This is a genomic window from Nitrosomonas limosa (genome assembly GCF_054188085.1).
On the sequence record NZ_CM135180.1, the window covers coordinates 2,534,902 to 2,548,602 of the forward strand.

Sequence of the window (13,701 nt, forward strand, 5' to 3'; positions counted from 1 at the left end):
GCCGGTGTGGCAATTACCATACGCTTGCCAGTGTTCTAATTAAGCGGACTGTTCTTGATAACTGAAGTTTGATCCAAAAACAGATTCTATCATTGTTTTCAGGGTGAGATTAAAGCGGTAATTTTACGGAAAACCCTTGCTGACCGGAGGTACATGCTTCGGTGGTATCAGCTATTGAAGTTTACTGCAAAACTTGCGGGTAAAAGCTACTGCCGAGATTGGTTCCGAAATCAAATAACCTTGCACGATGTCGCATCCTAACTCTTGCAAGGTTTTCAGTTGTTCCTGGGTTTCAACGCCTTCGGCGACAACCGAAAAACCTAAGGTTTTGCTCATGGCGATAATGGTCTGCGCGATCGCGCGATCTTGCCCTTGCTCGGTGATCTCATCGACAAAGCTTCGATCAATTTTCAGTTCATCAATCGGATAGCTCTTCAAGCGCGCAAGCGACGAATAGCCCGTTCCAAAGTCGTCGATCGAGATTTTAATGCCGAGCTCTTTCAGGCGAAGCAAGCTTTGCAACATAATCTGATCGTCATCGGCTAGAGTGCTTTCAGTGATTTCCAGCATAATCTTCTGGGCAGGTAATTGGTGGACTTTCAGCAGTCGTTCCATCATGGACAACACATTACCGCGGCGGAATTGATCGATGGAGATATTGATCGATAAATGAGGCAGTAAATAGCCTTTTCTTAACCAGCGCGACAGTTGCGCGCAAGCATTGTCGGCGACCCACTCGCCCAGTTTCTCAATTAATCCGCATTTTTCAGCAACTGGAATGAATTGGTTCGGGAGCCTTGAGGCCGGTTCTTGATCCACCCACCGGACCAAGGCTTCAACCCCGATCAACTGCCCAGTTGTCAGGTCGATTTGCGGCTGATAGTGGAGTGACAATTCATTATTTTCTAGCGCCTTGCGCAGGCTATTCTCCATGCGTAACCGTTTATCGACTTGTTCCATCATCGATTTGGTAAAGAATTGATAGGCATTTTTACCTTTTGCCTTTGCTTCATACATGGCGGTATCCGCATGTTTCATCAATATTTCAGCATCCTTGCTGTCTTCCGGGAAGACTGCGATACCAACGCTGGCGCCGACATGCACCGTTTGCTCACCAAGGAAGATAGCCCGGCCGATAGCGGCACACAGACGCCTGGCCGTGCTTTCTACTTCACCGACTGTGGTGTTTTCGATCAATAATGCGAATTCATCGCCACCGAAGCGCGCCACAGTATCTGCAGCGCGTACCAGGCTGCGCATCAGTTTTGCGACTTCTTTCAATAACTGATCACCGGCAGCATGCCCTAATGAGTCATTAACAATTTTAAAGTCGTCCAAGTCAATGAACAGTATCGCGAAGAGATAGTTGCCGCGATTGCCTCTGGCGATTGCTTGTCTGACACGATCTAGGAATAACAAACGATTCGGCAGCTCGGTTAATGAATCATGAGTCGCTAAAAATTCAACGCGCTGCTGAGATTCTTTGACAATCGTGATGTCGCTGAAAATAGCGACATAATTACTGGTTGTTCCGGAGTGATCCTGAATCGCATTAACAGTCAACCATTCCGGGTAGATATCGCCGCTTTTACGCCGGTTGAAAATTTCTCCTTGCCACCATCCTTGCGTTTCGACGCTGCTCCAGATCGCATCCAGAAACGCATTGTCTTGCAAACCGGAAGTCAAAAAGGATGGGAGATTGCCAATAGCTTCTTCGGGCGAGTAACCGGTGATCTTAGAAAATGCCTCATTAACCGTGAGTACCTGTTTTTGTGGATTGGTTACGATGATTCCTTCCGATGACCGGTCGAAAACTCTTGCAGCGAGCCGTAATTGACTTTCAGCTTTGATCCTGGTGGTGATATCGGTTGATTGCATGCATATTCCATAAGGCAGATTGTCTAATCCGATCAATGGGAAACGGATGGATAAAAAGTACAAATCTTTACTGTCGGAATGAATATGATCTTCGGTTTCGATTGCTTGCAATTTGCGGATAACTTCCAGTTCTTTTACCCGGAAATCATCGGCGACGGCTTGCGATAAAAATTCACTATCAGTTTTTCCAATAATATCTTTTGCTTGAATTTTGAATATCTTTTCAAACTGTTGATTGACGAATTCATAGCGGCCCGCGATATCTTTCAGAATAATAATCGACGTCGAATGATTCATGATCGATAACAATTTTTCCCGGCTGCTACTGATCTCTTCTTCAATGGCGCGGCGTTCGGTATCGTCTACTAATGTTACGATGACCCCATGTACATTCGGGGTGGTTGTTTCATAGGGAGCAGCATGAAGTAAGTAATGGCGCTCTAATGATGGGATGGCTGATTCGATAACTTTACTCTTTCGCAGCGCTTCTTGAATATGCTCAGTGAAGCTTTTCATCCCCACGGGCAATCGCAAACTGTCAAAGTGTTGCCCGATCATCGATTGGGTAAGCGAAAAAAGCGCGGCTGCCGGCGAATTGAAACGAAGAATTTTTAGCTGATCGCTGACGACAATAATCGGGAAACCAACGCTGTTTTGCACCTTCTCCAGATCATTGAGCGTTTCGGCCAATTCGTTGGTTCGGATTTGCAATTCTTCGTTGACAGTCGTCAATTCTTCATTGGTGGATTGCAGTTCCTCATTGGTTGCTTCCATTTCTTCATTGGACGATTGCAATTCTTCATTGGCCGATTGCACTTCTTCATTAAGCGCCTGCAATTCTTCGTTGGAGGTTTCCAGTTCTTCAATCACGGTTTGCAGTCTTTCCCGCGTCGTGATCAATTCGTCTTCAAGCTCGCGGATATTCAATTTGGCGTCAGCATTTATTTCCAGGCCATTACTTTGAGGTAACTGTTCCAGGTTAATTTGATTTGGAAGTTCCTCAAAACAAACCAGGAAATAGGCATTGACCAAGTTTTTTTCCGTCGGGTGAACTGCCAATCGTACCGATTTAACGGATTTTCCAAAGTCGATATCGCGTCGCCTGCCGATTGCCGAATCGAGTGACTGCTCAACTTTATGCTGCAGAAGCTGCAAGTCAGGACGCAGTTCCCGGCGTATCAGATGCATCAAATTCGTGCTCGGTTTACCCGAAGGGATTGCCAAGTAGTCGCTGACCTCACCGTAAATATGCTGTATGTCCAAATTGCCATTAACCAATATGGACGGTGGGATATACATGCGGATAGCCGCTTCCAGTAATTTGTGCTCGGTATTCTTTTTATTTGAAGGAGAATTCTTTTCGGAACTGGAATGCGGTAAGTAAATAGAGGTCACCGGAATTTTGCCGGCGCTTGTGCGGCGGCGGTATATGCGGTGGCTTTTGTCCACAACATCAAATAGATTATCCTGTTGGTAAACGCTCTCGGATTTTCCAAGAAACAAGTAGCCGCCTTCGGCGAGACCGAAATGAAACGTAGCCAGTATCTTTGCTTGTAACTCGGGTTGCAGGTAAATCAAGACATTGCGGCAACTGATCAGATCCAGCCGCAAGAACGGCGGATCCAGTACCAAATCCTGGCGGGCGAATACCAGCATATCCCGGATTGCGCGGCAGATTTCATAACGATCATTCATCACGGAAAAGTACCGGGAGATCAATTCATGGTCAATTTCCGCGAGCGAGCCTTCGATATAAGTTCCCTTCCGCGCGATATTCATGGCGTTGTTGTCGATATCAGTGGCAAAAATTTGGATTTTGTACCGGGAAATATGGCTGCCGAGTATTTCCATTAACAATATCGCAATACTGTAAGCTTCTTCCCCGGTCGCGCAAGCAGGAACCCAGATTCTGATTTCATCACCGATTTGTTTGTTGCTGACAATCGTTTTGATCGTTTGCTTCAGTTGAGAAAATGCTTCTTGGTCACGAAAGAAAGCGGTGACTGAAATCAGAATATCTCTGCTTAAACGTTCCAGTTCTTCAGGAGTTTCTTCAGTGAATTTTATGTAATCTTCAAAGCGGATGAAGTGATTCGCCGCCATGCGGCGTTCGATCCGTCTCCACAAAGTGCCTTCCTTATAACCGCCAAAATCAATGCGGGTTTTTTGTTTTACGCTGATCAGCAATTTTTTTAGTTGTGTGGCGATGGATTGCGGCTGTACAAGCTCAGTATGTTGCGAAATGGTCGTGCGGTTGCGGACAATGTTCGTGATTTCTGCAGCGATTTTTTCGGGCGCCAAAACCCAATCGACACACCCCGAATCGATTGCAGATTGCGGCATTCCGGTGTATTTTGCGGTACTTGGTTCCTGAGCGAAGGTAAATCCGCCATTTACCTTGATTTCCCGCAATCCGGCGGTGCCATCGGTACCGGTACCTGAAAGAATGACTCCGATGGCATCTTCGATTTTTTCGCTGGCGAGTGATGCCAGAAAGACATTTACCGAGGGCTTGGGCAGCGTTTCGCGCTTGGTTTCCAGCAGTGTGAACCGGCCATTTTGGTAGATAGTATTCCGGCTTGCCGGCGCAATATAAACGACATCGGCCTCGGGCGCCATTTGATCCTGAATTTCACAAACCGCCATGGAAGTTTCTCTACCCAGTAACTGCACCAGCATGCTTTTATGAGTCGGTGATAAATGCTGAATCACGACGTAGGAAATGCCCAGGTTGCTTGGCAGGGCGGCAAGCAATGCCGATAACGCTTCCAGACCGCCTGCGGATGAGCCGATGCCGACTATATAGGGGCGTGATTGTGGAGAGGCGGGAGGCGATAATTTATCGTTCGCAGTTTCGATATCTTCCATAGAGATCAAAGCTTCGCAAGTTCAATGAATAGTGTAACAAGATAAACAGAGATACAAATGTAGGAAAAATCCTAACGTAGAAGCGTTGCCGATCATAACAGAATGTTTAATTTGACACTATTTTTATCGTTGCCGTGGTTTTATTTCAAGGTATTAAGACAGTCCGGACAGACGCCATAAATAACTTTTGTCGGCATTGGGACCAATTCATGGCCAGCAAAGTGATCGACTTCTTGCCATTTGCTTGTATGATCGGCGATGCGATGCAGACGGTTGCACATACTGCAACGGACATATTGAATTGTTGAAATGTTGTCTTTTGTTGAAACCGGATGTAACGATTGAGTACGATTTACAATCGTTGTGAATGCCATTGGTTTTTTTATCGGTTCCGTTCGCAGCAACTCATGGGAAACTCGAATCCAGCCATTGCTTTCAGGCGTTATGATCATTTGCATGTAGCGCTTTGTATCGGGTGTATCGCAGCGATAAGGCCGGAATGAAGTGTGTGGAATCACTCGCACCGATTCAATCATTGTGGCGACATACATTCGTGTGACATCATCGCAGATGAAATCGGATAACGGTTTGCCGACAATCCCGTTGGCGGAAGCCCGTTCACTCCAACTCTTGCTATTCATCGCTTGATCCCAGTGATCATCGACTTTACGGATAATGTTACTGCTATCAACCCAATAACTGAGTTGAAGGTTCGCGTGTTTGGTAATATTGGAGGTCAATGTTTTTCCAATCCCTGATCCAAAACGGATGATTCATTGTTATCAAACAGTAAACATCGCTTAATCGAATGTTTTAAGCGGATGTGACGAATGAGCAATTTTTTTGCAATATAACCGTTAGCATTAAAAAATGAAATCCCAGCCAGAACAGCATACCCCGATGATGCAACAGTATTTACAGATTAAGGCTCAGCATCCGGACATGCTGATGTTTTATCGCATGGGGGATTTTTATGAATTGTTTTTCGATGATGCCGAGAAGGCGGCAAAACTGTTAGGGATCACACTGACACAGCGCGGTGCTTCCGCCGGGAAGCCGATCAAGATGGCGGGTGTGCCGTATCACGCGGCCGAGCAATATCTGGCTAAGTTGGTAAAAGCGGGTGAATCGGTTGCGATCTGTGAGCAAGTGGGAGATCCGGCTACCAGCAAAGGCCCGGTCGCGCGTAAAGTGATCCGCATCATTACGCCGGGGACATTGACCGATGCCGCGCTGCTGGATGACAAGCGCGATTGTATTTTGCTGGCATTATTTGTGCAGGATTCAACGCTGGGGCTGGCATGGCTGAATTTGGCCGCAGGCCAACTGAAAGTGCTGGAAACTTCGGTGAAGCATTTGCATAGCGAGTTGGAGCGGTTGCAGCCGTCTGAAATCTTGCTGCCGGAGTCATTGCTTTCTGATGATCTGCAAGGCCAGCAGTGGGCGTTGAAACGTTTGCCGTTATGGCAATTTGAGTACGATAGCGCGGTCAACGGATTGATTCGTCAATTCGAAACCCACGATCTTTCCGGTTTCGGTTGCGAAGATTTGCCGGTTGCATTATGCGCGGCTGGCGCTTTGCTCGAATATGTCCGTTTGACGCAAGGAGCGGCCGCGCCGCATATCACGTCAATGCAAGCCGAACGTACCAGTGTGTATGTGCGGATGGATGCCGCGACGCGCCGCAATCTGGAGATTTCCGAGACGATACGTGGCGAACGATCGCCGACTTTGCTGTCGTTGCTCGATACCTGTGCAACCAACATGGGCAGCCGCTTGTTGCAGTTTTGGCTGCATCATCCGTTGCGCGACCGGGTGGCGATACAACAACGGCTCGATAGCATCGCGGCTTTGCTCGGCGAAAATCAGCAAAATTACTACGTAGCATTGATGCGTGTGCTGCGGCAATTTGCCGATGTGGAGCGAATTACCGCCCGTATCGCGCTTAAATCGGCGCGCCCGCGGGATTTATCGGGCTTGCGCGACAGCCTGAAGCTGTTGCCTGAAATTATCCGGATACTGGCAACTTGTGCCAGCGAGCGTATCGATCAATTGTCGCTGGCGCTGCACATTGATGAGAGGTTGGCCGAGCTGTTAAGCAAGGCATTACTGCCGGAACCGGGTGTGGTATTGCGCGAGGGCAATGTCATCGCCGATGGTTATGACGCTGAACTCGACGAATTGCGGGCGTTGCAGAACAATTGCGGTGAATTCCTGCTGCAATTGGAAATGCGCGAAAAAGCACGCACCGGCATTCCGAATCTGAAAGTCGAGTATAACCGCGTGCACGGGTTTTATATCGAGGTGACGCACGCGCACAGTGAAAAAATCCCGGATGATTACCGACGCCGGCAAACGCTGAAAAGCGCCGAGCGCTATATCACGCCGGAATTGAAAGCGTTCGAAGACAAGGCATTATCCGCGCAGGACCGGGCGCTGGCGCGCGAAAAATATTTATACGACGAATTGCTCGATACGTTGGGACGGTATATTCAGGTGCTGCAGCAAGTGGCTGCTGGCATTGCGGAAATTGATGGGTTGTGTGCCTTTGCTGAGCGCGCGCAGGCATTGGACTACACCGCTCCGGAATTGACTGACGACGACGAGTTGGTGATTGACACCGGGCGTCACCCGGTGGTGGAGCGGCAAGTAGAGAACTTTGTCGCCAACGATGTGCAGTTGGGTTCCGAATATAGCGGTAAGCCGCGCATGCTGATCATTACCGGTCCGAATATGGGCGGTAAGTCGACTTACATGCGGCAAATTGCATTGATTGCACTGCTCGCGCATTGCGGTAGTTTCGTACCGGCAAAACACGTGCGTATCGGTATTCTGGATCAAATTTTCACCCGTATCGGTGCGGCTGACGACCTGGCCAGCGGGCGCTCGACCTTCATGGTGGAGATGACCGAGACCGCCAACATTTTGCATAACGCCACGGCGCGAAGTTTGGTGCTGATGGACGAAGTCGGGCGCGGCACGTCGACATTCGACGGCTTGGCTCTGGCATTCGCAATTACCCGGCATCTATTGACCAAGAACCGCAGTTTTACTTTGTTTGCGACGCACTATTTCGAGCTGACCAAATTAGCAGAAGAATTCAAGCAGTTGCAAAACGTTCATCTGGATGCAGTCGAGTACAAACATCGCATCGTTTTTTTGCATAAAGTAACCGAAGGACCGGCGAGCCAAAGTTATGGATTACAAGTGGCGGCGTTGGCCGGTGTGCCTGAACCGGTCATCCGGTTGGCGAAAAAACATTTGATTCAATTGGAACGGGAAAGCATTCAGTCCGCGCCGCAAATGGATTTGTTCGCTACTCCGATGCCTGACCTGCAGCGAGACCGCGAGCAGGAACATCCCGCAATCACCTTGCTGCAAAACCTTTCTCCGGATGATTTAAGTCCCAAGCAAGCGCTGGAACAACTGTATATCTTGAGAAAGGCGCTTGACGTTACAGAAAACCAATAAACGATTTTCCAAGTGACGGTTTCTCGCTAATGCGCATGGCCATGCGGTCCATGCACATGCTGGTGCGCGATTTCATCCGGGGTTGCCGGACGGACATCGGTTACCGTGCAAGCGAATACCACTCGCATGCCAGCGAATGGGTGATTGCCATCGACAATTACCGAATCGTCTGTAACATCGGTTACTTTGTAAATAATAAAATCGTCGGAGCCTTCCGCGCCGCCTTCAAAATGCATACCGACCGCAACATTGTCCGGAAATGAGCTGCGCGGTTCGACTCGAATCAATTCGGCATCGTACTCACCGAAGGTGTCTTCCGCTTCCATTGGAACCGAACAAGAATAACCGACCTCCATCTCATGCAGCGCCTCCTCGACCAACGGAAAAATTCCCCCATAGCCGCCATGCAAATAACTGATTGGGGTATCGGTTTTTTCCAGAATTTTTCCTGAGGCATCGGATAATTCATAATTCAGTGAAACCACGGTATTTTTTTCTACACGCATTTGATTGGGATCCTTTATTGAGTTTTTGATTGAAGCAAAATGAAAACAACGTTCAACACGAGTGACGATTTTTCGAATCACCCGGAATGATCAGCATTATACGCCTAAAGTTTTATTCCCTTATACGAGTGCTCAATGATCCCTATTTGATGCGGGTTGTTGTCTGGTTCTAGGACAATCCGTGACAACTGTCCTAAAGATATACTATTGATTGGGATACTCTAATTAGTTACCTTTGACTAGTCGACATGATCACTCGTTGACGATCAAATTGTGCTATTTCGTGAGGAGATGTATATGACAACAAACTATAAAACAATGTTAGGGATGCTCGCATTATCGGTATTGTTGCCAGCAACCGCAGCAGCTGCGGCAGTACCCTTAGTCGATAATCGGGTGATTATCGATCGCTCCCCTTTTTACAGCCAGGGAGCTGAAGATGGTCTGGGGACTGGAAATTATGCGCTGAACCACCCGAGCTTTATTGATATTCCTTATGCAATTTTTGATTTTGGTTCGGTGTCTTCAGTCGGAAGTGCGATCCTGAATTGGAATTTCGGTTCGTTATTCGGCGGATCGGGACCTGCAGAGATTAAGCTCTACGTTGGCAACGATGCGGATGGTGTTATTTCTACCAGCGATCGTTTCATGGGAAGTGCAATCGACACTTTTACTTACTCCGGCGGAGAAGTCCGTAACTTTGACGTGACTGCGTTGGTGAATGCCGCGCTGTCCAGCGGTCAGTATTTTGCTGCACGTTTGGAGGCGACCGTCGCGCCTGATGATCTGATCAGTTATTACGGCGGGCAATTCCTGGTCCCATCGCTGGAAATTTCTCCTGTGCCCGAGCCTGAAACCTATGCGATGTTCCTGGTAGGACTCGGATTGCTGGGTGTTGCTGCGAGACGTAGAAAATAGAGTATTTGAATTTTCTTAACTTACCGGAAAACCCGTCATTCTGGCGGGTTCTCTTTTATAAAAAGCCTACTTTTTTACGAATGATGTTTTTGACCGGCGCGAAACTTTGCCGGTGAATGGCGCATGGGCCGTGTTGTTGTAGAGCTGCAAAGTGTGCTTTGGTAGGGTAGCCTTTATGCCGGTCGAAGCCGTATTGCGGGTAAATATGGTGTAATCGCAGCATTTCTGCGTCGCGAGCGGTTTTTGCCAGAATTGAAGCAGCGGAGATTGCGGGAATCAACTGATCGCCATTGACGATGGTTTGCACTGCATAGGGGAGGCGCGGACTTTGTTTGCCGTCAACCAGAACCAGAGTGGGAACGTGAGGCAAGCTTGCTACCGCGCGTTGCATGGCGAGCAGGCTGGCTTGCAGGATATTGAGCCGGTCGATTTCTTCAACGGAAGCGGATGCAATTGCCCAGGCCAGTGCGTGACGCTTAATTTCAGACGTAAGGCTATCGCGTTGTTTTTCGCTTAATTGCTTGGAATCGGCCAAACCATCTATTGCATGTGCCGGATTTAACACTACGCAAGCGGCGTAAACCGGACCGGCCAGCGGTCCGCGGCCTGCCTCGTCGACGCCGCAGATGGTTGCATCGTTATCGTAAACCGGCAGCGGCTGCAATCGACGCTGATGGGATTAAACCGGGCGGGCGGTGCACATCAGTTGCGCTTCGGTGACCAATTGATCGTCCACTTCAGCGCGCGCCGAATATTTCCATAATCCTTTGATTTGACGTTCGATGGCGACTTTCAGAATAAGCTGGTCACCAGGTAGAACCGGTTTTTTGAAACGCACGCCATCAATACCGACAAAGTAATACACCGAGTCGGTGTTGTTAGCGTTATTTTCGGTTTTGAGCGTTAGCAACGCGGCTGCCTGTGCCAGCGCTTCGACGATCAATACACCCGGCATGACCGGATAATGCGGGAAATGTCCGGAGAAGAATGGCTCGTTGATGGACACATTCTTTAATGCGACGATATCTTTGCCCGCTTCGAGCGAGATGACTTTGTCCACCAGCAATATCGGGTAACGATGCGGCAGATATTTCAGGATTTCGTGAATATTCATAATATTGTTGGCCCTGTGTAGTTTTGCTCGATATTCTTTTTATTCGGCTAATTTTGTGTAGCTTGCTCGCTTTCGAGCACTTTGATAACTTTGTCGGTAATGTCGATACGCTGGCTTCGGTATACCGAGTCTTGTAATTGCAGAATCAAATCATAGTGCTCTTTCTCGGCAATATGATTGATAGCGCGATTGGTGCGCTCCAAAATGATGCCGTATTCTTCGTTTTGACGCACGCTGAGATCCTCTCGCATCTGTCTTTGAGCACGTTGATACTCCCGGCTCAGATTGGCAAGATTCCTTTCCAGATTCCGCCGTTCCGTTTCTTCCATGGCAATCCCGTCTTTCTCGAGTTTGTCTTGAAGATTTTTGGCTTGAAGCGCCATTTTCTTGATATCTTCATCACGTGGAATGAATTCCTGCTCGATTTTCTTCTGTGCCTGCACGGCTGGCATGGATTCACGCAGAATTTTCTCGGTGTTAACAACACCGATCTTGATTGCTTCCGCCAAAGCGATACCGGTTACACCGATTCCTGCGATCGTGGCGAGTATCATCGCTAGTGCATACTGCCGAATGCTGCTTATTAGTCTTTTCACGCGTGACAGGATCTCGACTGAATTCAGAACTGTTGACCGAACATGAATTGGAATCTTTGCAGATTATCGCTGGGGATATCGTTGAGCGGTTCAGCAAGACTCACTTTTAGCGGGCCCATCGGCGACACCCAGGTAAGCGCAATCCCGGTCGAATAGCGCAAAAGCTCGGTAAAATCATTTTGAGGACCAGGCTTGTTGAATTTGTTAAATACCGTGCCACCGTCTACAAAGAAACTGAAACGCAGGGAACGATCATCCCGCAGGAACGGTAATGGAAACATCAATTCCGCATTACCAACCACCCGTTTACTGGCGCCGATGGCGAACAGCCTTGAATTTACAGATGATATACCAGAGATAAGTTCGTCGCGAGGACCCAGGGAATTTAAGTCGTAACCTCTGATCGAGTTATTACCGCCTGCAAAGAAATTCTTGAAGAAAGGCAGGCTGTTGCCACTGTAGCCATCACCATAGCCAAACTCGGTGTTGATCATCAGCGTCATCCAGTCGGTAAATGAATAAAACCATTTTTGATGGTAGCTGACCTTGTAATAATCCAAGTCGCCGCCTGGGACACTGACTTCACCGAATAAGCGATGCGTGGTTCCAGCGGTGGTCCATATCGCACTATCACGGCGATCCCTCGCCCAACTGAGCGTGAGCGGGAAATTAACAGTGGAATTGCCGAATTCTCTAACAAATTCCGTATAACGCGCCGGGCTGTTCTTAAACGTACTGATGTCGGTATTTTCAGCGGCCAGGCCTAATGACACAATGTCATTTTCCGCAATTGGAATACCAAGCCGGAAACCCGCACCCATGGTTTCGGTTTTAAATTCACCGAATCGGGTCAACGGTCGGGTATCGATATCGCGTTTGTACACGTCAAAGCCGAGGCTCACGCCGTTCACCGTAAAGTACGGATTGGTGAAAGATGCCGCATAGGTTTTGTTGATCGCGCCGGTATTGACGTCCAAACTGAAGAAATTACCGGTACCGAAAATATTGTTCTGTGAGATCGAGCCATTCAAGATCAGCCCTTGGCGATCAGAATAACCCGCGCCAAACATGATCGACCCCGTGGGCCTTTCTTCCACTTTTACCTTTATGTCCACCTGATCGGTTTTATTCGGGACAGCGGGCGTTTCCACATTGACGCTGTTAAAGAAAAACAGACGATCGACGCGCACTTTGGAAAGATTAATTTTACTGGTTGAATGCCAAGCGCCTTCCATCTGGCGGAATTCACGGCGGATGACTTCATCACGGGTACGGTCGTTACCATCGATATCAATGCGCCGGACGTAGACGCGCCGGCCTGGGTCAATAAAGAAAGTGAAGGCCGCTTGCCGGTTTTCGGCGTCTATTTCCGGATTGGCATTGATATTGGCAAACGCATAACCGTCATCGCCCAAACGATCGGTGATCGCCTTGATAGATTCCGTTAGTTTTTGGCGTGCAAAAACCTCTCCCGGTTTGATTAAAATTAATTTGCGGATTTCTTCCTCACCGATCAAGGTTTCACCGGCAACTTTAATGTCGGAGACTTTGTATTGATCACCTTCGGTTAAATTGACGGTGATATAGATATCCTTTAAATCGGGTGTGATTGATACCTGCGTGGATTCGATATTGAATTCCAGGTAACCCCGATCAAGATAATGCGAGCGAAGCGTCTCCAGGTCGGCGGCTAGTTTTTGTTTGGAATATTGATCGTTTTTAGTGAACCAGCTCAACAAATCGGGTTTTCTGAGCACGAGCAATCCACGGAGTTCTTTATCAGAAAACTTCTCATTACCGACAAAGCTGATTTTTTTGATTCTCGCGGTACGGCCTTCGCTGATATCAAAATTGATGGCCACGCGATTACGTTCCATCGGCGTGGTGGTGGTGGTGATCTTGACGGCGTATTTACCCCGGCTGATGTACTGGCGTTTTAATTCCAATTCAGCACGTTCCAGCAGCGAACGGCTGAAGATCCGCGATTCTGAAATCCCCGCCAGCTTGAGGCCTTCAAGTAACTTGTCTTTTTCAAACTCTTTGGCACCATTGATGATAATCTGGGCAATCGCAGGACGTTCGATCACTTCCACGATCAATACATCATTTTCGTATTTTAAGCGGACATCTTTGAAAAAACCGGTGGCATAGAGTGCTTTGATTGCCTCGGTTGCCTTTTCTTCATTCATCAGATCGCCGACTTTTACAGGCAGGTAACTGAATACGGTACCTGCTTCGGTTCGCTGGATGCCTTCGACGCGGATATCTTTGACGATGAAAGAATCGCTGGCCCACGTTGAGAAAGTTTGGAAGAGACAAACAAGTGCAACCAAAAACCGGAATTTCATCA

At 48.2% G+C, this 13,701-nt stretch carries 9 protein-coding genes; 2 read left to right on the forward strand and 7 right to left on the reverse strand.

The features are described 5' to 3' along the window. Positions 1–171: 171 nt before the first annotated feature. Together ACV7NC_RS11760 and ACV7NC_RS11765 are read right to left on the reverse strand one after the other, a co-directional pair. On the reverse strand, positions 172–4,746 hold the full coding sequence (locus ACV7NC_RS11760; RefSeq protein ID WP_458152765.1) for an EAL domain-containing protein: 4,575 nt from the start codon (positions 4,744–4,746) through the stop codon (positions 172–174). A 140-nt stretch (positions 4,747–4,886) separates the two neighbouring features. Continuing rightward, on the reverse strand, positions 4,887–5,486 hold the full coding sequence (locus ACV7NC_RS11765; protein ID WP_458152766.1) for a hypothetical protein: 600 nt from the start codon (positions 5,484–5,486) through the stop codon (positions 4,887–4,889). A 130-nt stretch (positions 5,487–5,616) separates the two neighbouring features. Here ACV7NC_RS11765 and mutS point away from each other — a divergent pair, with 130 nt between their 5' ends. After that, the gene (mutS, locus tag ACV7NC_RS11770; protein WP_458152767.1) at positions 5,617–8,217 is read left to right on the forward strand and encodes a DNA mismatch repair protein MutS; all 2,601 of its coding nucleotides are present in this window, start codon (positions 5,617–5,619) and stop codon (positions 8,215–8,217) included. Between the two features lie 26 nt (positions 8,218–8,243). Here the strand turns inward: mutS and ACV7NC_RS11775 are convergent, their stop codons facing one another. Further along, positions 8,244–8,723: an FKBP-type peptidyl-prolyl cis-trans isomerase gene (locus tag ACV7NC_RS11775; RefSeq protein ID WP_458152768.1), complete on the reverse strand. Its 480-nt coding sequence runs from the start codon at positions 8,721–8,723 to the stop codon at positions 8,244–8,246. Between the two features lie 297 nt (positions 8,724–9,020). On the opposite strand from ACV7NC_RS11775, the gene ACV7NC_RS11780 reads away from it, so the two are divergent. Next, the gene (locus tag ACV7NC_RS11780) at positions 9,021–9,641 is read left to right on the forward strand and encodes a PEP-CTERM sorting domain-containing protein (protein ID WP_458152769.1); all 621 of its coding nucleotides are present in this window, start codon (positions 9,021–9,023) and stop codon (positions 9,639–9,641) included. A gap of 55 nt (positions 9,642–9,696) precedes the next feature. Here ACV7NC_RS11780 and rnhB read toward each other — a convergent pair whose 3' ends face one another. The 4 genes from rnhB to bamA form a co-directional block, all read right to left on the reverse strand. Next, positions 9,697–10,305 carry a ribonuclease HII gene (rnhB, locus tag ACV7NC_RS11785; RefSeq protein ID WP_458152770.1) on the reverse strand — a complete coding sequence of 203 codons (609 nt, stop codon included), beginning with the start codon at positions 10,303–10,305 and terminating at the stop codon, positions 9,697–9,699. A gap of 15 nt (positions 10,306–10,320) precedes the next feature. Beyond that, a complete protein-coding gene (gene fabZ / locus ACV7NC_RS11790; RefSeq protein WP_458152771.1) occupies positions 10,321–10,755 on the reverse strand; it encodes a 3-hydroxyacyl-ACP dehydratase FabZ in 435 nt (144 codons plus the stop codon). A 47-nt stretch (positions 10,756–10,802) separates the two neighbouring features. Then, complete coding sequence (locus ACV7NC_RS11795; protein ID WP_458154924.1) at positions 10,803–11,309, reverse strand: OmpH family outer membrane protein; 507 nt, start codon at positions 11,307–11,309, stop codon at positions 10,803–10,805. Between the two features lie 65 nt (positions 11,310–11,374). Continuing rightward, positions 11,375–13,699, reverse strand: a complete 2,325-nt coding sequence (bamA, locus tag ACV7NC_RS11800) for an outer membrane protein assembly factor BamA (RefSeq protein ID WP_458154926.1) — start codon at positions 13,697–13,699, stop codon at positions 11,375–11,377. Positions 13,700–13,701 lie beyond the last annotated feature (2 nt).